Origin of the sequence: Brachybacterium paraconglomeratum (genome assembly GCF_003994255.1) — a bacterium.
Taxonomy (GTDB): Bacteria; Actinomycetota; Actinomycetes; order Actinomycetales; family Dermabacteraceae; genus Brachybacterium; species Brachybacterium conglomeratum.
Map to the genome: position 1 here is coordinate 107,866 of NZ_ML133855.1, position 20,044 is coordinate 127,909.

Annotated in this window: 18 protein-coding genes and 1 pseudogene; 10 read left to right on the forward strand and 9 right to left on the reverse strand. The window is 72.6% G+C overall.

Features of this window, described 5'->3' with window-relative positions; genetic code table 11:
* The first annotated feature begins 119 nt into the window (after positions 1-119).
* The 4 genes from DS079_RS09435 (at position 120) to DS079_RS09450 (ending at position 5,051) form a co-directional block, all read left to right on the forward strand.
* Complete coding sequence (locus DS079_RS09435) at positions 120-1,538, forward strand: phosphoglucomutase/phosphomannomutase family protein (RefSeq protein ID WP_126986865.1); 1,419 nt, start codon at positions 120-122, stop codon at positions 1,536-1,538.
* The gene (locus DS079_RS09440) at positions 1,535-2,332 is read left to right on the forward strand and encodes a nucleotidyltransferase family protein (RefSeq protein ID WP_164736180.1); all 798 of its coding nucleotides are present in this window, start codon (positions 1,535-1,537) and stop codon (positions 2,330-2,332) included. Before DS079_RS09435 ends, DS079_RS09440 begins: the two co-directional genes overlap by 4 nt.
* Entirely contained in the window at positions 2,329-3,582 is a 1,254-nt protein-coding gene (locus DS079_RS09445) for a GHMP family kinase ATP-binding protein (RefSeq protein WP_206516157.1), read from the forward strand. Before DS079_RS09440 ends, DS079_RS09445 begins: the two co-directional genes overlap by 4 nt.
* A 128-nt stretch (positions 3,583-3,710) precedes the next feature.
* The gene (locus DS079_RS09450; protein WP_126986867.1) at positions 3,711-5,051 is read left to right on the forward strand and encodes a glycosyltransferase family 4 protein; all 1,341 of its coding nucleotides are present in this window, start codon (positions 3,711-3,713) and stop codon (positions 5,049-5,051) included.
* 10 nt (positions 5,052-5,061) lie between these two features.
* Here DS079_RS09450 and DS079_RS09455 read toward each other — a convergent pair whose 3' ends face one another.
* Positions 5,062-6,201: an adenosine deaminase gene (locus tag DS079_RS09455; protein WP_126986869.1), complete on the reverse strand. Its 1,140-nt coding sequence runs from the start codon at positions 6,199-6,201 to the stop codon at positions 5,062-5,064.
* A gap of 127 nt (positions 6,202-6,328) precedes the next feature.
* Positions 6,329-6,796 (reverse strand): globin family protein, encoded by a 468-nt coding sequence (locus tag DS079_RS09460; protein ID WP_126986871.1) that lies wholly within the window; start codon positions 6,794-6,796, stop codon positions 6,329-6,331.
* 221 nt (positions 6,797-7,017) lie between these two features.
* Between DS079_RS09460 and DS079_RS09465 the strand changes: the two genes are divergently transcribed.
* Complete coding sequence (locus tag DS079_RS09465) at positions 7,018-8,982, forward strand: sigma-70 family RNA polymerase sigma factor (protein ID WP_126986873.1); 1,965 nt, start codon at positions 7,018-7,020, stop codon at positions 8,980-8,982.
* A 120-nt stretch (positions 8,983-9,102) separates the two neighbouring features.
* Here DS079_RS09465 and DS079_RS09470 read toward each other — a convergent pair whose 3' ends face one another.
* Together DS079_RS09470 and DS079_RS09475 are read right to left on the reverse strand one after the other, a co-directional pair.
* Positions 9,103-9,744 carry a CoA transferase subunit B gene (locus DS079_RS09470; RefSeq protein ID WP_126986875.1) on the reverse strand — a complete coding sequence of 214 codons (642 nt, stop codon included), beginning with the start codon at positions 9,742-9,744 and terminating at the stop codon, positions 9,103-9,105.
* A 1-nt stretch (position 9,745) separates the two neighbouring features.
* Positions 9,746-10,474: a CoA transferase subunit A gene (locus DS079_RS09475; protein ID WP_126986877.1), complete on the reverse strand. Its 729-nt coding sequence runs from the start codon at positions 10,472-10,474 to the stop codon at positions 9,746-9,748.
* Between the two features lie 357 nt (positions 10,475-10,831).
* On the opposite strand from DS079_RS09475, the gene DS079_RS09480 reads away from it, so the two are divergent.
* Complete coding sequence (locus DS079_RS09480; protein WP_126986879.1) at positions 10,832-12,328, forward strand: sodium:solute symporter; 1,497 nt, start codon at positions 10,832-10,834, stop codon at positions 12,326-12,328.
* 32 nt (positions 12,329-12,360) lie between these two features.
* On the opposite strand, the pseudogene DS079_RS09485 reads toward DS079_RS09480, so the two are convergent.
* A pseudogene (locus DS079_RS09485) lies at positions 12,361-12,903 on the reverse strand (DUF1264 domain-containing protein); the annotation flags it as partial.
* A gap of 425 nt (positions 12,904-13,328) precedes the next feature.
* Between DS079_RS09485 and DS079_RS09490 the strand changes: the two are divergent.
* Positions 13,329-14,045 (forward strand): TetR/AcrR family transcriptional regulator, encoded by a 717-nt coding sequence (locus DS079_RS09490; RefSeq protein ID WP_241237613.1) that lies wholly within the window; start codon positions 13,329-13,331, stop codon positions 14,043-14,045.
* A gap of 42 nt (positions 14,046-14,087) precedes the next feature.
* On the opposite strand, the gene DS079_RS09495 is transcribed toward DS079_RS09490, so the two are convergent.
* The 3 genes from DS079_RS09495 to DS079_RS09505 all read right to left on the reverse strand — a co-directional run bounded on the left by DS079_RS09495 (position 14,088) and on the right by DS079_RS09505 (position 15,682).
* A complete protein-coding gene (locus DS079_RS09495) occupies positions 14,088-14,387 on the reverse strand; it encodes a hypothetical protein (protein WP_126986881.1) in 300 nt (99 codons plus the stop codon).
* A 166-nt stretch (positions 14,388-14,553) separates the two neighbouring features.
* Positions 14,554-14,691 carry a hypothetical protein gene (locus DS079_RS09500; RefSeq protein WP_241237614.1) on the reverse strand — a complete coding sequence of 46 codons (138 nt, stop codon included), beginning with the start codon at positions 14,689-14,691 and terminating at the stop codon, positions 14,554-14,556.
* A 259-nt stretch (positions 14,692-14,950) separates the two neighbouring features.
* Complete coding sequence (locus tag DS079_RS09505) at positions 14,951-15,682, reverse strand: GAF and ANTAR domain-containing protein (protein ID WP_126986883.1); 732 nt, start codon at positions 15,680-15,682, stop codon at positions 14,951-14,953.
* Positions 15,683-16,154: 472 nt separating this feature from the next.
* On the opposite strand from DS079_RS09505, the gene DS079_RS09510 reads away from it, so the two are divergent.
* Complete coding sequence (locus tag DS079_RS09510; protein ID WP_126986885.1) at positions 16,155-17,705, forward strand: alkaline phosphatase D family protein; 1,551 nt, start codon at positions 16,155-16,157, stop codon at positions 17,703-17,705.
* 21 nt (positions 17,706-17,726) lie between these two features.
* Positions 17,727-18,572 carry a polysaccharide lyase family protein gene (locus DS079_RS09515; protein ID WP_126986887.1) on the forward strand — a complete coding sequence of 282 codons (846 nt, stop codon included), beginning with the start codon at positions 17,727-17,729 and terminating at the stop codon, positions 18,570-18,572.
* Between the two features lie 59 nt (positions 18,573-18,631).
* Here the strand turns inward: DS079_RS09515 and DS079_RS09520 are convergent, their stop codons facing one another.
* The gene (locus tag DS079_RS09520) at positions 18,632-19,351 is read right to left on the reverse strand and encodes a hypothetical protein (protein ID WP_126986890.1); all 720 of its coding nucleotides are present in this window, start codon (positions 19,349-19,351) and stop codon (positions 18,632-18,634) included.
* 163 nt (positions 19,352-19,514) lie between these two features.
* On the opposite strand from DS079_RS09520, the gene DS079_RS17095 reads away from it, so the two are divergent.
* A complete protein-coding gene (locus DS079_RS17095; RefSeq protein WP_164736181.1) occupies positions 19,515-19,682 on the forward strand; it encodes a hypothetical protein in 168 nt (55 codons plus the stop codon).
* Positions 19,683-20,044 lie beyond the last annotated feature (362 nt).

The window sequence follows — 20,044 nt, forward strand, 5'->3', positions numbered from 1 at the left end:
TCGGCCGACGGGCGCGCCGGCCGCCGGGCGGCCCGCTCGGCTCCCGCGGTTGACACGTCGGCCGCTCGGCCCTAGTTTGTTCGCAACGTGAACGTTTGAGGCTTCGAGGAGGAACCCCCATGATCAGCTTCGGCACCGGCGGCTGGCGGGCCATCATCGGCGACGAGTTCACCCGCGAGAACGTGCGCCTGCTCGCGCAGGGCCTCGCCGATCGGATGCACACCCAGGGCGTCGTCGAGCGCGGGCTCGTGATCAGCTACGACCGCCGCTTCCTCTCCGACGTCGCCGCGTGGTGGGCGATCGAGGTGCTCGCCGGCAACGGCGTGCCCGTCCGCGTGATCACCCGCCCCGTGCCCACGCCGATGTGCATGTGGACCGTGCGGCAGACCGGCGCGGCCTACGGCATCGCCGTCACCGCCTCCCACAACCCCGCCCTCTACAACGGGCTGAAGATCTTCACCGAGGGCGGGCGCGACGCCGAGCTCGAGGTCACCGACGAGCTCGCCGCCCACACCGCGACCCTCGACCCCGCGGACGTCCGCTCGCTGGCCCCGTACGAGGTGCGCGACTCGGAGCTCGTCACCCAGCAGTCCTCGATCAACTGGTATCTCGACGCGATCATCGAGCAGCTCGACCTCGAGGTGATCCGTCACGCGCACCTGAAGATCGTGCTGGACCCGATGTTCGGCGTCTCCCAGACCTCGCTGCAGACCGTGCTGATCAGCGCCCGCTGCGAGGTCGAGGTCATCAACGCCCGCCACGACCCGCTGTTCGGCGGGCGCATGCCCTCCCCGGCGGAGGGGTCGATGTCCCCGCTGCGCCAGGCCGTGCTCGAGCGAGGCGCCGACCTCGGCATCGCCACCGACGGCGACGCCGACCGGCTCGGCATCATCGACGACACCGGCGCCTACATCAGCCCCGACCAGGTGCTGGTGCTGCTGTACGAGTACCTGCTGACCGGAAAGGGCTGGACCGGACCCGTCGTGCGGAACATGTCCACCACCCACCTGCTGGACCGGGTCGCCGAGGCGCACGGCCAGGAGTGCCACGAGGTGCCCGTCGGCTTCAAGTGGATCAGCGCGAAGATGGCCGAGACCGACGCCGTGATCGGCGGGGAGTCCTCCGGCGGCCTCACCGTGCGCGGCCACATCCCCGGCAAGGACGGCATCCAGGCCGCCGGGCTGCTGGTGGAGATGGTCGCCCGCGCCGGAAAGCCGCTCTCGGAGATCTACGCGGACATCGTCCGGCGCTACGGCTCCCTCGTGATGGAGGAGGCCGCCTACGAGTACACCCCCGAGCGGCGCGAGGAGCTGCAGCGGCGGATCTTCGTAGAGCACGAGCTGCCCGCCTTCGACCGCGAGATCGAGCGGATCTCCTGGTCCGACGGCGGCAAGGTGTACTTCGCGGACGGTTCCTGGCTCACCATCCGCTTCTCCGGCACCGAGCCCGTGATCCGCGTGTTCTCCGAGGCGCAGACCGCCGAGGAGGCCCAGCGGCTCTCCCGCACCGTCGCCGAGCACTACCGTCTGGGGGCATGACGATGATCGACACCGCAGTGGTCCTGGCCCGGGGACTCGGCTCCCGCATGCGCAAGGAGGGCGCCGGCGACCTCACCCCGGAGCAGGCCGCGGCCGCCGCCTCCGGCCACAAGGCCCTGATGCCCATCGGCCCCCACCGCCTGATCGACTACTCCCTCTCGGCCCTGGCCGACGCCGGCATCCGTCGCGCCGTGCTCGTGGTCGCCCCGGAGCACGAGGAATTCGCCCGCCACGTCGAGCAGCTCGCGCCCCTCCGGCTCGAGATCGGCTTCGCCGTCCAGGCCGAGCCGCAGGGCACCGCCGACGCCGTCGCCTCCGCCCGCGACGCCGTGGGCGAGCGGCCCTTCGTGATGGTCAACGGCGACAACCTCTACCCCCGCGACGGGATCGCGGCCCTGCTCGAGCAGGAGCGCACCACCCTGCTCGGCTTCGAGCGGACCGCGCTCGTGGAGCACTCCAACATCGCCGCCGACCGGGTCGCGGCCTTCGCGATCGTCGAGCACGAGGACGGCGCGCTGCGGCGGATCCTCGAGAAGCCGACGGCCGAGCAGCTCGCCGCCGCCGGCCCCGACGCGCTGGTCAGCATGAACGCCTTCGCCTTCCAGCCGGAGATCTTCGAGGCCTGCGCACGGATCGAGCCGTCCGAGCGCGGGGAGCTCGAGATCGTCGACGCCGTCCGCGCCCTGCCCGATGTGCGCGTGCTGCCCTTCGCGGGCGGGGTCCTGGACCTCTCGCGCCGCGACGACATCGACGAGGTCGAGCGCCGCCTGGCCGGCGTCGAGGTCGCCCTGTGAGCGGTGCGGCGCGCTGGACCATGCCCGGCCGCATCGAGGTGCTCGGCAAGCACACCGACTACGGCGGCGGCCGCGTGCTGGTCTGCGCCGTGGACCGCGGCGTCACCGTGCATGCCGAGCGGATCGACGGGCCGACGGGAACCCTCCGGGCGAGCACCGACGCCTACCCGGGCACGCTCCGCCTCGCCGCCGGCACCGCCCCGGACCTGCCGGCCGGGCACTGGGGCCGCTACGTCCACACCGTCATCGAGCGGCTGGGGGCGAACTTCGGTCCGCTGCCCGCCGCGCGGCTCACGATCACCTCGGACCTCCCGCCCGCCTCCGGCATGTCCAGCTCCTCCGCGCTGCTGACCGGCACCGCGCTCGCGCTCGCCGACCTCGCGGGCCTGCCCGCCTCCGAGGCCTGGACCTCGCAGATCCCCGACCGGGTGGTGCTGGCCGGCTACGCCGCCTCGATCGAGAACGGGAAGACCTTCGGGGCCCTCGCCGGACGGCCCGGCGTCGGCACCAGCGGCGGCTCGCTGGACCACACCGGCATGCTCGCAGGCCACGACGGCATGATCTCCTACGCCGAGTTCGACCCGATGCGGATCCTCGACCAGGTCGCCCTGCCGGAGGGCTGGTCCTTCGTCGTCGCCGTCTCCGGCGTGCTCGCCGAGAAGACCGGCGCCGCCCAGGCCTCCTACAACCGCGGCCCCGCCCTGCTCGGGCAGATCCTCGAGCGCTGGAACCGGGAGACCGGCCGGGCCGACGCCTCGCTGCAGGGGGCGCTGCGCTCCCTGGTGGGGGAGGACCTCGCCGCCCCGCTCGCCGAGGACGAGATCCGCTGGGAGCCGCTGCGCCGCCTGGCCCCCGAGGGCGCCGAGCGGGACCGGCTGGACCAGTTCCTGCTCGAGTCCGCGGTGTTCGTGCCCCGCGCCCATCGCGCCCTGCGCGGCGGCGACCTCGACGCCTTCGCGGCCGCGGTCGACGCCTCCCAGCGCCTCGCCGAGACGCACCTCGGCAACCAGGTCCCCGAGACGATCGCCCTGGCCCGGCACGCGAAGGCGCTCGGCGCCCGGGCGGCCTCCTCCTTCGGCGCCGGCTTCGGCGGGAGCGTGTGGGCGCTCGTCCCCACGGCCGACGCCGACGGCTTCGCCGCGGAGTGGATGGACCGCTACCGCGCCGAGGGCACGGCGCCGGGCGGGGCCTCCGCGCTGGTCACCCGCCCCGGAGCTCCCGGCAGGCGGGTCGATCCGATCGCGGGCTGAGTCGGTCTCGGCGGGACGAACGGGCTGAGCCGGGCGCCCGACGGGGTGCTGATGCAGAGGCTGCCCGAACGATGAGTAGACTCCATGGTCGTGGCTGTGCGCGGAGAGCTCCGAGGTGCAGGAGCGGGATGAGGATCCTGGTCCTGACCCATTACTACGCCCCCGAGTACGGGGCTCCCCAGCGCCGCTGGTCCGCGCTGGTCAGCCGCTTCATCGCGGCGGGTCATCGCGTCACGGTCGCCGCCCCCGTCCCGCACTATCCCTCCGGTCGCCCGACGGTCGAGCAGCGGCGTGACCACCGGGTCGGCGGAGCGGAGCACGGCGCGCACGGCGAGACCGTGCTGCGCACCGCCTACCTGCCGCATCTAGGCGACATCGGGACCCGCACCGCGGACCACCTGGTCGCCGCACTCGATGCCCTGTGCCGTCTGCGTCGACGCTTCGGCCGCCCGGAGGACCGGCCGGAGGTCATCGTCGCGACCGCCCCCGCGATCCCCACCCTCCTCGTCGGGAGACTGCTGTCCGCACGGTGGGGTGTGCCGCTGGTGGTGGAGATGCGCGACGCCTGGCCGGACCTGGTCACGCAGGTCGGCGGTGCCGCGCGGGTCGTGCCCGGGGCGGTCGTGGCCGCTGTCCGCGCCGCCGGCGACGCCGGAGAGCGGCCCGAACGGCGCGAGGGAGCGGCCCGCGTCCTCTCCCTCGGTCGTCTGCGCAGCAGCGTCGTGGCACTCGCCAAGCGGGTAGTGCACCGTCAGGTCACTGACTGGCAGACCGAGGCGTATGCCGTGGTCACCACCACCTCCCGCTTCGCTGACGTGCTGCGCGAGCGCGGGGTCCCGACTGTCCACGTGGTCCGCAACGGCACCGAGCTCTCGCGCGTCCGGGCCCAGCGGGACCATCCACCCGGCGACCACGCCGAGCTGCGCTGCCTGTACCTGGGGAACATGGGCCGCTCCCAGGGGCTCGAGACCGTGGTCCGGGCGGCGGCGGTGCTCGCACGCGAGGGGGTTTCGCTGAGAGTGCGTCTGGTAGGGCACGGGGTGGCCGCTCCCGCGCTCGCAGCACTCGCCCGAGAGCTGGAGGCCCCGGTCGAGGTGCTGCCTCGGATCCCGCACTGCGAGGTCGGCGCGCAGTACGCCTGGGCGGACTCGGTCGTGGTGTCGCTGCGGTCGTGGGCGCCGTTCGCCTGGACCGTCCCCTCGAAGCTGTACGAGATCCTCGCGACCGGCCGCCATGTCACCGCGCTTCTGGAGGGGGAGGCTGCGGACATCGTCCGCGATTCCGGGGCCGGGGACGTCCTGCCGCCCGAGGACGTGGCGGCGTTGGTGGAGCTGTGGCGCGGACTTGCCGCGGACCGCTCCCGCACCGCGGTGCGGGCGAGCGGGCGGAACTGGGTGAGCGAGCACGCCGATGACGACGAGCTCGCACGCACCTATCTGGAGATCCTGCGCGAGGTGGTCGCGGACTGATGCGGTCCGGTCAGCCCGCTCGCCGCGCCGCCGCGTAGGCGGGACGCACGACCTCCTCGCGCAGCGCCTCCCGCTGGGCCGCCGGGGCGAAGCCGCTGTCGAGCGCGGTGAGCGCGACCTGCTCGAGCTCGTCGACGCCCCAGTCCAGCGCCTCCGCGACCAGCGCCGTCTCACGGGTGGTGCCGGTGCGGCTCATCAGCCGGTTGTCACTGCTGAGGGCAAGGGCGAAGCCGGCCGCGTGGAGGCGGCCGACGGGGTGCTCCGCGATCGTCCGGGCGATCCCGGTCTGCAGGTTCGAGCTGGGGCACACCTCCAGGCAGATCTGCTCCCGATGGACGCGCTCGGCGAGCGGGCCGAGGGCGTCGCCGCCGTCGGCATCGAGGTCCTCGACCAGGCGCACCCCGTGGCCGAGCCGCTCGGCGCCGGCCTCCAGCGCGTCGGCGATCGAGGCGGGGCCGTCGCCCTCCCCGGCGTGGAGGGTGACGCGCAGCCCCTCGGCCCGGGCACGGGCGAACTGCGCACCGAAGCGGGAGGCGGGGAAGCCCGCCTCGGGACCGGCGAGGTCCAGCCCCACCACTCCCGCGGAGCCGACGGGCGCCCCGGGGCGCGGGCCGTCGGCTCGCCGCGCGAGCGCGATCTCCACCAGGTCGTCGCCCGGCTCGAGATGGCGCAGGTAGCACAGCAGCTGGCCGACCATGATCCGGCCGCCGCGGGCCTCGACCGCCGCGACGCCCTCGTCGAGCCCGTCCTGCACGGCCCGGACCGCCTCCTCGAGGGACAGTCCGCCGTCCGTGTGCTGGTGCGGCGCCCAGCGGGTCTCCGCGTACACGACCCCGTCGGCCGCCATGTCCTCCACGAACTCGCGCGCGATCCGGCGCAGGTGCGCGGCGGACTGCATGAGCGCGACGGTGCGCTCGAAGGTCGAGAGGTACTCGGGCAGGGAGCCGGAGTCCGCGGCGTCGTGGAACCAGTCGGCGACCTGCTGCTCGGAGACCTGTTGCGCGGTGGCCTGCTGCGCGTCCGCGCCCGGCGGGTCGATCCCCAGCACCCGGCACAGGTCGATCACGGTCGCGGGGCGCAGCCCGCCGTCGAGGTGGTCGTGCAGGACGACCTTGGGCAGGGAGCGGACGAGGTCACGGGGCAGCGGCATCCCCGCAGGATACGCGGCGCGAGGAGCGGGCCGGCCGGGCGCTGTGGCGGCCCGGCCGGCCCTTCCCGTCGACCCCGGCGGATCCCCATCCAGAGGCCGGGTCGACGCACCGGTGCGGCCTCGCCCGTCAGGAGGCGGCGCCCTTGCGGTAGCCGCTCGCCACCAGATGATCGGCGAGGCCCTCGACGTCCGTGATCGTGACGGCGGCGCGGCGCAGATCGCCGACCAGCGCCTCCGCCGCCGGGGTGCGGACCGGCGGCGCGAGCGCGGCCTCGAGCGCGCGGTCCAGCGCCTCGCGGGCCGCGGGGTCCGCCTCGCCCGGCAGGCCGCTCTCCCGGGCGAAGACCTCCCAGGCCCTCTCGCGCATCTCGTCGGTCAGGCGGGTGCCCGCCTGTGAGGTGCGGCGGACCAGGGCGGAGAGGGTCCCGCCCTCGACCTCGAAGCCGCGGTCCACGACGGACCGCACCACATGGGTGGGGAAGGGACCGACGGTCACCTCCTCGGCGCCGCTGGTGCACGTGATCCACGTCGACTCGTCGCGGATGTAGATCGTCAGGGCGTCCCCGTCGACATCCGTCAGCTCGATGTTGCTCATGACTCTCCGTAGGTTCAGGGCCGGGCGGCCCCCGGTGGGCGCCCTGACCGTTCCACGCGCCGGCACGCGCTTCGTGACGCGCGTCGCCGGATTCGTGTCCCACTGGTGACCTTCTACACAAATAGGACATACTGGCGCAAGTCGCTCGTGGTCCTCCTGAGGGCCGTCGGCGACGTCACCGGTGGAGCCGCACGTCGCGGCTCCGAGAAGGGAATGGCCGAATGATGACGGAGTCGGAGTCGGTGTCGGAGCCGGGTCCTCGCCGCCGCGGCAGCGCCTCCGAAGCGCTCTCCGAGGACGCCCTGCTCGACGCCGTGCGTGCAAGCGACATGGGCGCCTATGCGGAGTTGTACCACCGCCATCATCACGAGGCGCTGCGCCTGGCGCGGAGCCTCCCCGGCCACCACGACCCTGACGACGTCGCGCAGGAGGCGTTCTTGAAGATCCTCAAGTCGATCCTGCGAGGAGCGGGCCCGCGCCGCGGCTTCGCGCCCTATCTCATGCGGGTGGTGCGCAACGAGGCCGTGGACCGCGGACGCCGCGCCCACGAGGACGCGGTCGAGGACCTCGAGCGCGCCGCGCCGGGCCGCTTCGTCTCCTCCGACGGCATGGACGAGCTGCTGAACCGCCAGCTGGTCCGCACCGCCTTCGCCCGCCTGCCCGAGACCTGGCAGCGGATCCTGTGGCTGACCGAGGTCGAGGGGGAGACGCCCCGCGCCCTCGCCCCGCAGCTGGGCCGCAGCCCGAACGCCATCTCGCAGCTCTCGCGCCGGGCGCGCGAGGGGCTGCGTGCCGCCTGGCTCGAGGCCCATCTCGACACCGCCCGTGCTTCCCCGCTCTGCCGCAGCACCGCCCGGGATCTCGACGACCTCGAGCGCGGCCGCCTCACGCCCGCCCGGGCCGCGGGCGTCGAACGGCATCTCGCGGCCTGCCCGCGCTGCGCCGCCGCGCGCGAGGAGCTGCGCGGCCTCGCCGTGCAGATGCGCTCGGTGCTGCTGCCGGTGGTGCTCGGCTCGCCGCTGCTGCTCGAGCACCTCACCTCCGACGTGGCCGCCGTCGGCCCCGCGGCCGACGGGGCTCCCGCACCGCGCACCGCGCTGCGCGCCCTCGAGCCGGTCGGGGGCGGCGGTCCCGGCGCTCTCCAGTCCGCGGTCTCCGCCCACGCCGGGGCGCTCGCGACCGCCGGGGCCATCGCCGCCGTGGTCGTCGGCGGCATGGTGCTGCTGGACCCCTCGAGCGTGAGCGGCCCGGTGCTGGGCACCGCGGCGACCTGGACCGACGAGGACGAGCCCGAGGACGGCGAGGGGACCGCGGCGGGCCGGGCGCAGGACGACGCTGCGACGACCGGATCCCCGTCCAGCTCGGGCGGCACGGGGACGGCAGGGGCGACGCCCGCCACATCCGACGGCACCACCGCCCCGGTGCAGGTCCCCGCGGTCGACGAGGACCAGGCAGACACCACGACGACCGCGAGCGGCACCGCCGACGAGGGCCCCGCCCTACCCGACTCGCCGACCGGTCTCGCGCCGATCGGGGCGGGCCAGGAGACCGGCGCCCCGTCCGCGACGCAGGCCCCGGGAGGCGGCGCGACCGAGGAGGGCGCGGCGCCCGGATCTCCCACCGCTCCCGGCGGCGCCGAGGACGGCGCGACCGGCGGGACGACGCCCGACGGCACCCCGACGGGCACCCCGGCGACGGACGGACCCTCGACGGGCACGCCCTCGGACGGTGACCCCTCGGACGGCGAGACCCCGGCGGACGGCTCCCCGTCGGGCGGCGGCACGTCGGACGACCCGGAGAAGGATCCGGCGACCCGCCCCACCCCGCCGGATCGCCCCGCGCAGGTCCCGCTGCCCGGCCTGCCCCGGCCCACCCTCCCGCCCGGGGACACGGACCCCGAGACCGTGGTCGGCGAGGGCGCCGCCGGCGGGCCCGGCGGCGGCACCTCGGCGGAGGGCACTCCCGTCCAGGACGGCTCCGGAGACGGCACCGGCGGCAGCGGCGGGCAGATCATCATCAGGCCGATGCCGCCGCAGCAGGGGACCGGTCCCGGGCCCATGCTGCCGCCGGCGTCCAAGGGGCCGGGAGTGCTGATACCGCTCCCGACCAAGCCCCCCAGTGACTCCCCGCCGTCCAGCGACGGCGGCGGGGAGACCGGCGGCGGTGAGGCGCGCGTGGAGGGCTGACCCGCGTCCGGCTCCGTCGGTCGGGCCCGTCGGTCGGGCTCGTGCGCAGAACCGGCCCGGGCTCGTGCGCTGACTCCGGACCGGCACGTGCGCAGGACCGGTCCGGGCGCGCGGCGGACCTCAGCCGGCGAGGCGGACGGTGAACTCCGGCTCGGTGACCTCGCGGACGTCGTCCTCGGTGATGCCGGGGGCGAGCTGGGTGAGGACGAGTCCGTCGGCGGTGACGTCGAGGACGGCGAGCTCGGTGATGATGCGGTTGACGACGCCCACGCCGGTCAGCGGGAGCGTGCATTCGTGGACGATCTTGGGGGTGCCGTCCTTGGCGGCGTGCTGCATCATCACGATGACGCGGCGGGCGCCGGCGACGAGGTCCATCGCGCCGCCCATGCCCTTGACGAGCTTGCCGGGGATCTGCCAGTTGGCGATGTCGCCGGTGGCGGTGACCTGCATGGCGCCGAGGATCGCGGTGGCCATCTTCCCGCCGCGGATCATGCCGAAGCTGGTGGCGGAGTCGAAGATCGCGGCGCCTGGGCGGAGGGTGATGGTCTGCTTGCCGGCGTTGATGAGGTCGGGGTCCTCCTCGCCCTCGTAGGGGAAGGGGCCCATGCCCATCACGCCGTTCTCGGACTGGAGGGTGATGTCCACGCCGCCCGGGAGGTTGTTGGCGACCAGGGTGGGCATGCCGATGCCGAGGTTGACGTAGTCGCCGTCGCGCAGCTCGGCCGCGGCGATCGCGGCCATCTCGTCACGGGTCCAGGCCATGTCAGGCCACCTCCTGCTTCTGGTCGGCCGCGTCGGGGCGGGGGCGGGTGGTGCGCTGCTCGATGTCCTTGGCGGCGGTGGAGCGCACCAGGTGGTGCACGAACACGCCGGGGGTGTGGATGTCGTCGGGGCCGATCCCGCCGGGGTCGACGAGGTGCTCGGCCTCGGCGAAGGTGATGCGCCCGCACATCGCGGCCAGGGGGTTGAAGTTCCGGGCGGTGAGGCGGTAGCGGAGGTTGCCGTAGGTGTCGGCGGTGTGGGCGTGGACGAGGGCGATGTCGGCGTCGATGGCGCGTTCGAGGACGTAGTGGCGGCCGTCGAACTCGGCGACGGGCTTGCCCTCGGCGATGGGGGTGCCGTAGCCGGTGGCGGTGTAGAAGGCAGGGATGCCGGAGCCGCCGGCGCGCATCCTCTCGGCGAGGGTGCCCTGGGGCACGAACTCCACGTCGAGCTTCCCGTCGATGTACTGCTGCATGAAGTACTTGTTCTCGCCGACGTAGCTGGAGAGGACCTTGTCGATCTGGCCGTTCTCCAGCAGGATCCCCAGTCCCTTGCCGTCCACGCCGAGGTTGTTCGAGGCGACGGTGAGACCGCCGACCCCGCTGTCGCGCACGATCTCGATGAGATCGCTGGGGATGCCGCAGAGGCCGAATCCCCCGACCGCGATCGTCATCCCGTCGCGCAGCGTCTCGCCGAGCACGGCGGCGATGTCGTCCGAGACCTTCGACATCGATGTCCCTCCTGTCAGTCGGTGCGCCCGGTGCCGGGGTCGGCGACGGTGCCGACGGCGGGGCGGATCTGCCCCTAGCCTATGCGTCGGCGGTGACCTGTGCCACGAGGCAGGGGTCGAGCGCCCTGTCGAAGGAGGCCCGGGCCCCGCCGCACGAGACCGGGCGCCCGGTCACCGGGAGCCGGGCGTCCCGCCACCGGGAGCCGCGGCCCCGGCGCCGTCCCGGGCTTGCCCCGTCGGCCGGGTTGTGAGCGAATGGGCGGCCGTGGCCCGCGTCGGCCGCGCCGACGGATCGTCCGCCGACCGCCCGACCACCACGGGGCCGCAGTCGACAACGGACCTCGAAGGGGAGCGGACATGCAGACGATCGACCTCCTGGTGATCGCGGCCTATCTGGTCGCCACCGCCTGGCTCGGCCTGAAGCTCAGCGGGAAGCAGACCGGGCTGAAGGACTTCTTCCTGGGCGGGCGCGACCTGCCGTGGTGGGCGGTGTGCCTGTCCGTCGTGGCCACCGAGACCAGCGCCCTGACCGTCATCGGGATCCCGGTGATGAGCTATCTGGGCAACCTCTCGTACCTGCAGCTCGGGCTCGGCTACATCCTGGGCAGGGTCGTGGTCGCCTTCTTCATGCTGCCGCGCTACTACGACGGCGAGATGATCACCGCCTACGCCTACCTGGGCAAGCGGTTCGGGACGAGCACCCAGACCACCGCTGGGGTCACCTTCCTGATCACCCGCCTGCTGGCCGACGGGATCCGGGTGATCGCCGCGGCGATCCCTCTGAAGGTGATCCTCGACGGGCTGGGCGTGGACCTCTCGTACTTCGCGATCACGGTGATCCTCTCCGTGGTGACCATCCTCTACACCTTCATCGGCGGCATCACGGCAGTGGTGTGGGTGGACGTGGTCCAGATGCTGCTCTATGTGGTCGGCGGGCTGATCGCGATCGCGGTCGTCGTCTCCTCGATCGGCGCCGGCTGGCTGGGCGCGGCGGCCGAGGCCGGCAAGGCCCAGGTCTTCGTGTGGTCCGGCAGCCCGCTCAGCGGCGATGACACCTTCCTGGTCTCCGTGCTCGGCGGCACGGTGTTCGCGATGGCCTCCCACGGCTCCGACCAGCTCGTCGTCCAGCGCCTGCTCGCCTGCCGCTCGAAGGTCGAGGCGCAGAAGGCGATCATCGTCTCCGGTGTGATCGTCACCGTGCAGTTCGGGGTCTTCCTGCTGGTCGGCCTCGCGCTGTGGGGCTGGTACGGCGCCACCGCCCCGGCGGAGCTGGGCCTGACCCGCGACGACGAGATCTTCCCCCTGTTCATCGTCGAGGAGATGCCGACGGGGCTGTCCGGGCTGCTGCTGGCGGGGATCCTCGCCGCCGCGATGTCGACCCTGTCCTCCTCGCTGTCCGCGCTGAGCTCCTCGACCGTCACCGACGTGGTCGCGAAGCTGCGTCGCATCCCGCTCAGCGACGCGGAGGGCCTGCGGATCGGCCGCTGGGCCACGATCTGCTGGGGCCTGGCCTTCATCGCCCCGGCCACGATCTTCCGCTCCGACGAGGGCAGCATCGTGGTGCTCGCCCTCGGCGTCGCCGGCATCACGTACGGCGGGCTGCTGGGCGCCTTCGTGCTCGGGATCGTGAACGGGCGGGCTCGGGCGGGCGACGCGAACATCGCCTTCGTGCTCGCCGTCGCGGTCAATGCATTCTTCTTCGTGATGGAGAAGTACGTGATCGGCGAGGTGTGGGTGGCCTGGCAGTGGTACCCGCTGCTGGGCGTGCTCGTCACCCTCGCGGTCGGCGGCGCGCTGTCGCTGCGACACCGGGGTGCGCAGTCGCCGGAGACGGCGGGCAGCCTCCGGTCGTGAGGGGCATCGGCGTCGCGGGGATCGCGCCGGCGTCAGCCGTCCCGATCGGGCCGGGGAGCCGGTGACGCGTCCCGTGCCTCGTCGCGACCGTGCCCGGGCGCGGCCTCCCGCACCCCGGGGACCGGGGTCGTGCCGGAGAACTCGGACGCGAGGGCGTCGACGCCGCGTTGAGGATGCGCTCGGTCGAGCAGCTGCTGCCGCCGCTCCCGGGTCGCATCGGGCTCCACGCCCAGGACCCGGGCGCGATCGGAGGCGAGGCCAGGGTCGCTTTCGCCGTCGCGGTTGAACGACCACATCAGCATCGGGTCGCCCAGGGGGAGCGGATGCCCGCCTCCCTTGTCATGCCGTCCCGTGTGCCAGGTGTGCCAGGTCTTCCTGTACGAGTTCACCAGCTCGGCCATGAGCTGCTGCTCCGCGAACGCCGGCAGGCCCGGAGCGATGAGCTGACCGGAGAGGACCTCGTAGTTGTGCGGGTGCCAGTACCCGCACTCCTCCTAGGGGAGGGTGTCGAACAGCGACTCGGAGACGATGTACTCGATGCCGATCAGATTCGCCTCGGAGGTGTTGCCGTCGAAGAGGACGCAGGCCCAGCAGCATCGCCCCCGAGCGGTGCCCGCTGGTCCTCAGCGCGTCGACATCGGTGGTGAGGCAGAAGGGGCGGTATGGAACCGGTCGGCCCGACCTCCGCCGGGTCTCTCGGAGTCGTGCGCTGTCTCGCACGCTACGCATGCACTCGGCCGCTGAGAAGGACACGGACCGATTGGATCGTGACCGGGTCGGACCAGAGGAGGGAGGACCGGCGTGGATGGCGAGTGGACGCAGCCGGTCATCGACTCCCGGAGCCGCGAGCCTCCGTGCAGGTGATCGTGGAGAACGGCTGCGTCCGGGCGGATATGCAGTAATCTTCAATCACGGCGTCATGACACCGATCGCGGTCGGCGCCTGCAGCCAGGTCGTCGGCTGCTGCCTCGGCCCCGCGGGACCACAGATGAGGAGAACGATGTCTGCACAAGGATCCACGGTCGACAGTCCGGAGGCCCCGCAGCCGATCGCGAAAGGGTCGGGCGCCACGACGTCGGCGAGACCGGCCGGTGAGGAATCCCCCGAGATCCGCACCGGTGCTCGAGGACGCCGCGAGGAGATCATCGACGGCGCAGCGGAGATGTTCGCGGACCACGGCTATCACGGCTCCAGCCTGCGCGAGATCTCGAAGCACATCGGTATCTCCCACTCCGGGATGCTGCACCATTTCGACTGCAAGACTGCGCTGCTCGACGGCGTGATCGATCGGCTCGAGGAGCACGCCCAGAGCGCACTCGACCGCGCTCCCGAGCTGCGCGCGAACCGAGGTGCGCTGCTGCAGGGGCTGGTCGAGCTCTGGCACCCCGCTGCTCTTCCGATTCGTCTGCTCGCCACGCTGGATGCGGAATCCGTCAGCGAGGACCACCCCGGTCGCTACCGGATGGCCAGGCTGCGGAAGGTGCACGAGCACATCCTGGAGGACTGCTTCACGAGCTTCGCCGAGCAGGGGCTCCTGCGTGCCGGAACGGATCCGGCTTTCGCGGGCCGCGCCCTGTTCGCCCAGGTGCTCAATCTCGCCGTCCGTGAGAAGACCGTGCAGCCGCTGCAGCACCGCTCCCACGACGATGCGCCGCTGAAGGACCTCGCCATGCAGGTGGACATCTTCTTCCTCGAGGAGCAGCTCTCGGTCGATTGACGGTGGTGTGCTCCTCGGCCGCCCTGCCCTCGCGGACGTGACTCAGCGGTCGTCTCGATAGTGGTCGGAGAGGGCGCTCTCGTCGGCGCCCAGAGCATCGAGGGCGGAGGCCAGCCCCGACGGCATGTCGAGGCGCACCACCTGGTTCACCGCACCGAACCGGCCGAGGCGCAGCAGAACGTTGCCCGCCGTCCGATCCACCTCGACAGCGAGGAGCTCGCCGGTGGCGTCCTGACCCACCAGGATCTCTCCCTCGTCGACCGAGTAGGGTTCGCCGGCACGCAGCTCGAGTTCATGCCTGCCGCATATCTCGTACTCGAAGCTCCCGGCGGAGTACCACATCTGCGGTGGCGCCGTGCATCGACGGACCTCGCATCTGCGCGGGAAGATCTCGGAGTTCTGATGCTTGTGAAGTGTCATGAAGGCTTCCACTCTCCCCGGTCCAGAGGTGCGCGGACGTTCGGGAGGGTAGGCCTGCCTTCCGGCACGGGACGATGAGTGCCTGCGGTCAGCCCTTGTCGCGGTGCGGCAGGCCTCCCTGCTCCTCGAGCCTGAGCGCGATGCCGATGGCGAAGAAGGTCGGTGCCCACTCGCCGACGAACAGGCCCCACCGGTCGGCCTGTGCGCGGGAGTCCTCGGCCTTCATCGCCGACATCCCCCATGCGGACGAGGGAGAGGCCGATGGAGACGAGGCCGGCGGCGTACATGTGGTTCGCCATCACGCCCACCTCCTCGAGGAGGCGATGTTCGGAATCTCGGTGTGCGTACCACCCTGGCACGCTCGGGCCCCGACCAGAAGCGGCCGGACCGATCGTATGGATATCGAGCGTGCGGTCCACCACGACGTGGTGCCCGGTCCAGAACCGCATGCCGTCCGCATCCCTCGGGCACCCGCAGGAGCCGTCCTACGCGCGGAAGTGGTTCTCGAGGTAGTCCGGGTCCAGGGACGAGACGAGCTCGACGGCGAGATCGCGGAGCTTGACGTTGCGGTGGTTGGAGGCGTCCTTGAGGATGCGCATCGCCTCGGCGTGGGTGCAGCGGTTCTGGCCCATGATGATCCCCGCCGCGAGACTGATCACCGTGTGGGAGCTCATCGCCGCGTGCAGGTCGTGCTCGGCCTCGCGATGAGAGGCCAGGCGGACGGCGAGACGCAGGGCGCCCGAGGCCCGGTCGACCTCCTGCTGGATGCTCGCGATCACGTCCGCCTCGAAATGGTGGGGCGCGGGGGAGTAGACGTTCAGGCCGGCCCAGGCATCGTCGCCCAAGTCGAAAGGGACGCCGAGGATGGAGCGCACGCCCTGTTCCGCGGCCGCGGGGAGATAGTCCGGCCACCGCGTGTCCTCGCGCACGTCGCCCACTCTGATCACGGTGTCCTCCCGGATCGCCGTCATGCAGGGCCCGTCGGTGAAGCTGTTCTGCAGCTCGTCGAGGGCTTGCGCCTCGAGCCCGGAGGCCGCGGCGGTGCTCGCCTTCCTCTTCCGCAGCAGAGTCACCGCGCACCACGCCGGGGCGTCGCCATCTGAGATCTCCCGAGCGAGCATCGCGGTGAAGTCCTCGAGGAACGCGGAGATGTCGTCGCTGTGCAGGAGAAGATCCTGGAGCTCCTGTCGATCCATCGCGACTACGTCATCGGTCATCTCGGCTCCGTTCTTGCCGTGCGGGTGATCGGTCGTGGCCCGGGACGACCGACGGTCTTGACATCAACGGTACATTCGCGCGAGGCAGACCCGCCCGGGGCGGCGCTGCAGGGGGAGCGAGAGGGTGCGCGAGCGGCCTGAGCGGGTTCGGCCGAGTGGTCAGCGCTCGCCGGACGATTCCTCTCTGCGGACAGTTCTCTCGGGGTGGCCCGCACCGGATCGTGCACCACCGGCGCGTAGGACGCGTAGCGTCGAGCTGACCGCCGCGTGACGACGTCGCCAGATCCTGACTGTCGGCCTCTTCTACGCCCACTACGGGATCGGCTGAGTCCTCCGGGGCCCTGAGCACGCTGTGTCGGGAATCGGGCGAGGCGTCGCGGGATCGTCCGACCGATGTCCACCGCGGTTCATCCCGCGTCCATCTGCGGCGGTGACGGTGAGGGAGCACCACTGCCCCCGACCGGGAGTCCCCATGCCCAGCGCGCCCACCGCCGCCCCCGTCAGCCGTCGCCGCCTGCTCCAGCTCAGCGGCGCCTCCGCCGCCATGCTCGCGCTCGGCATCGACGCCCCCTCGGTCGAGGCCGCCCCGCCGCCGGGGACCGAGGGGATGTTCTCCCTCGGCGTCGCGAGCGGCGCTCCGCGCCCCGACGGGGCGGTGCTGTGGACCCGCCTGGCCCCGGAGCCTCTGGCCGAGGACGGCCACGGCGGGATGCCGCTGAAGGAGGTGACGGTGCGCTGGGAGGTCGCGACCGACGAGAACTTCCGCGACATCGTCGCCCACGGCCGGGCACTGGCCCAGCCCGGCCTCGCCCACTCCGTGCACCCGCGCGTCGAGGGGCTCGAGCCCGGCACCGAGCACTTCTACCGTTTCCGGGTGGGGCGCGAGCTCAGCCCCGTCGGCCGCTTCCGCACCCTGCCCGGTGCGGGCGAGACCCCGGAGTCGTTCTCCTTCGGGCTCGTCTCCTGCCAGGCCTGGTACCACGGCCACTTCACCGCCCACCGCCATCTCGCGGCGGAGGAGGACCTCGACCTGGTCGTCTTCGTCGGCGACTACATCTACGAGTACGGCATCACGGAGACGAACCTGTGGCGCCAGGGGGCCGAGGTGGGCGAGGCGCATCGGGTCGAGATCGAGACGCTCGAGCAGTACCGTCTGCGGTACGCCCTGTTCAAGTCCGATCCGCACCTGCAGGCCGTCCACGCCCGCGCCGCGGCGGTCGCCGTCTGGGACGACCACGAGGTGCAGAACAACTACACCGGCCCCCTCTCCGACACCGGCATCGGCGAGGAGGACTTCGCCCACCGGATCGCGGTCGCCTATCGCGCGTTCTACGAGAACATGCCGCTGGACGTCGCCGCGCTGCCCGAGGGCCCGGACACCGACATCACCGCCGGCTTCGACGTCGGGGCGCTGGCCCGCTTCTCGCTGCTGGACTCCCGCCAGTTCCGCGACGCGGAGCCGGCCGACGCCGCCGAGCAGCAGCGCGAAAACCGCACCATCCTCGGCGCCGCGCAGGAGGAGTGGGTCGGGGAGCGGCTCGCGAGCTCCGAGGCGACCTGGAACCTGCTCGCCAACGGCGTGGTGCTGGTGCCGATCAACGAGAAGAGCACCGACATGTGGGACGGCTATCCGGCGGCCCGCCGGCGCCTGCTCGCCCAGATGGCCGAGGCGCAGAACCCGGTGATGCTCACCGGAGACATCCACAAGCACGTCGCCGCCGAGATCCCCGCCGACCCCGACGACCCGGGCGAGGAGCGGCTGGGCGTGGAGCTGGTGTGCACCTCGGTCGCCTCGGACGGGGACGGCGCCGAGGACGCCGGCAGCCCCGAGACCTGGACCCGGCACGACTACGTGAAGCTCTACGACGGCCGACGCGGCTACGTCCACGTGCGCCTCACCCCCGAGGAGATGGTCTCCAGCTTCCACGTCGTGGAGTGGATCGAGGCCGACGACACCGCCCCGAAGCAGCTCACCGCCCGCTTCACCACCCCCGCGGGCGAGCCCCGCCTGATCCCGGCCTGAGCCGGACGAAGGAGCACCGCCATGAGCCCGCGCCCCGCCGTCGTCACCGGCCTCGCCGCCGAGCCCGCCCTCGTCGCGATCTCCCTTTCCTGGGACTCGCTCGGCTTCGACCCGCTGATCGACCACTACCGCATCTACGGCCTCCCCGGCGAGACGGCCCCCGACACGGCCGACGAGACCGCGCTGCTGGGCAAGTCCGTCTACCCCCGATTCCGGCACACCGGCCTGGACGTCGCGGGCGAGACCTGGACCTACGCGGTCCTCGCCGTCACCGACGCCGGGGAGCGGGGCGAGCCCTCCGCCCCGGTCACCGCCGCCTCCGAGCCCTCGGTCACCGCGACCGGGACCCCGGTCGCGACTATCGGGGACTTCGACGGCCGCACCCTCGAGCACCTCCTCGCCCCCGCCTCCTACGCGCAGATCCCCGAGCGGTTCCCGGATGCGTTGATCGAGTACGTGGACGGGACCGACGCACCCGGCGAGGCCTGGCCCTACCTGCTGCCCGGACCGGGCGATGCCTGGGCGGGGAGCAAGGCCTACCGCGCCCGCTGGACCGTCACGCTCGAGAGCGCACCGAGCGAGGACCACGACCTGGCTCTCTGGCTCGTGGACACCACCCGCCTCGGCGGACTGCTGCGCATCGCGGCGAACGGGGAGCACGTCACCGATCTCGAGCTGCCGGTCGGCGCGACCCGCGGCTCCCGCGAGGGGGACGCGACGGTGCCCGGCACGGCGCTGCGCCGCGCCCTGCTCGAGCTGCCCGTCCCGGCCGCCGCGCTGCAGGAGGGGCGGAACGTGATCGAGCTCGAGCTCGCCGAGGGCGGCTGGGTCGCCTGGGACGCGCTGGGTCTGTTCGCGCGGGGGTGAGACCGGGCGGGGCGGGGCGTCGTCCGCGGCGGCTGCGCTGCTGAGCGCTCGGCCCCCCCTCAGCGCAGCATGATCAGCTGGCGCAGCCAGGGCACGTGCCCGCTCAGCAGGGCGACCGCGCCGTCGGCCAGCACGGCGAGGCCGGCCAGGGCGAGCACGGTCGCCAGCACCGTCTGCAGCATGCGCCGGCGCGGGGAGGAGATCTCGAGCAGCCGCACCACGATCTGCTCGTGGCGGCCGACGGCGGCGGCGACGATCACCGTCACCAGCGGCAGCTGGTAGACGAGGTTCCACACCACCAGCAGCGCGATCCGCAGCGTGAGGTGCTGCTCCTGGGACGCCATCCCGACGGCGATCGTGAACGCCGGATCGGCCAGCGCGGTCCCGGCGAAGGCCACCCCGCCGAGGACCAGCGGGACGGTGGCCAGACGCGCCGGAGCGGCTCTCTCCTCGAGCGGGCCGTGCGGTCCGGGCGGCTGCGAGGCGCCGCGGAACTGGTGCACGCCGAACCCGATCAGCGCGAGGCCCACGACCGCCTCGACCGCGCCGATCGCATCGTTCGACTCCAGCACGGGGTGCAGCCAGCGTCCCAGCAGGGTCAGCAGCGAGTGCAGCACCAGGGTCGCCCCGACCACGACCGCGCCGTACCCCGCGGCGAAGGCCAGCAGGTGACGTATCGTGCCGCCGCGCAGCAGCATCCCCATCGCGAGCACGCCGCCCAGCACGTCCATCGTCACCACGGCGAGGCCGAGGAAGGCGAGGAGGCCGGCGAAGGTCATGGGGGAAGGTTATGTCGCAGCGGGATCCGGGACGAGACGGCGACCTGCAGGGACGTGGTGGGGGTTCCTCCAGGGCCGCTGCGGGTGGGAGGCAGTGGACGCAAACCCCTTGAATGCGGCAAAACAGACAGCTATGGTCGCCGGAACGGACAGAGGAGGACCCGTGGTGACTCTTGATCGGCTCCGACGACTGATGAGCGAGTGCCGCGCAGACCGGGAGAACGTGATGGTGTCACCGGAGGTGCTCGAGGTACTCCTCGATATCGCCGAGAACTCGTTGGGCGGGGAGGACGTGGTCGCTGCGGTGCAGCGCGCGCCGAAGGCTGCCTGACGGCAGATGCTGAGCTGGCCGGTGCGGCATCGAGGCCTCCGGCGCGTGGTCCCTCGTCGACGAACACGCCGTCCCTGATCATCGCGAGGACCTCGATTTCAGGAAGGTTCTCAAGCAGAGTGGCAAGAAGCCGGCGGAGGCGGACGGGGCCTGCCTGCGGCCCCTGATGCGGTTGCCCTCTGAGTCCATCTCGCCGCGCTGCTCGTCCGCCGAACGGGTGACTGCGAGGAATGCTCCCCGGGGTGGCTACTCTCGGGGTCGTGAAATGTGAAACGGAGAGGGAGGAGTCCGTCGCGGCCTCGGCCCTGTCGGCGGCCGCGCGGACAGCACGCAACGCACGGCTCCTGGGTGCTTCGGTCGTC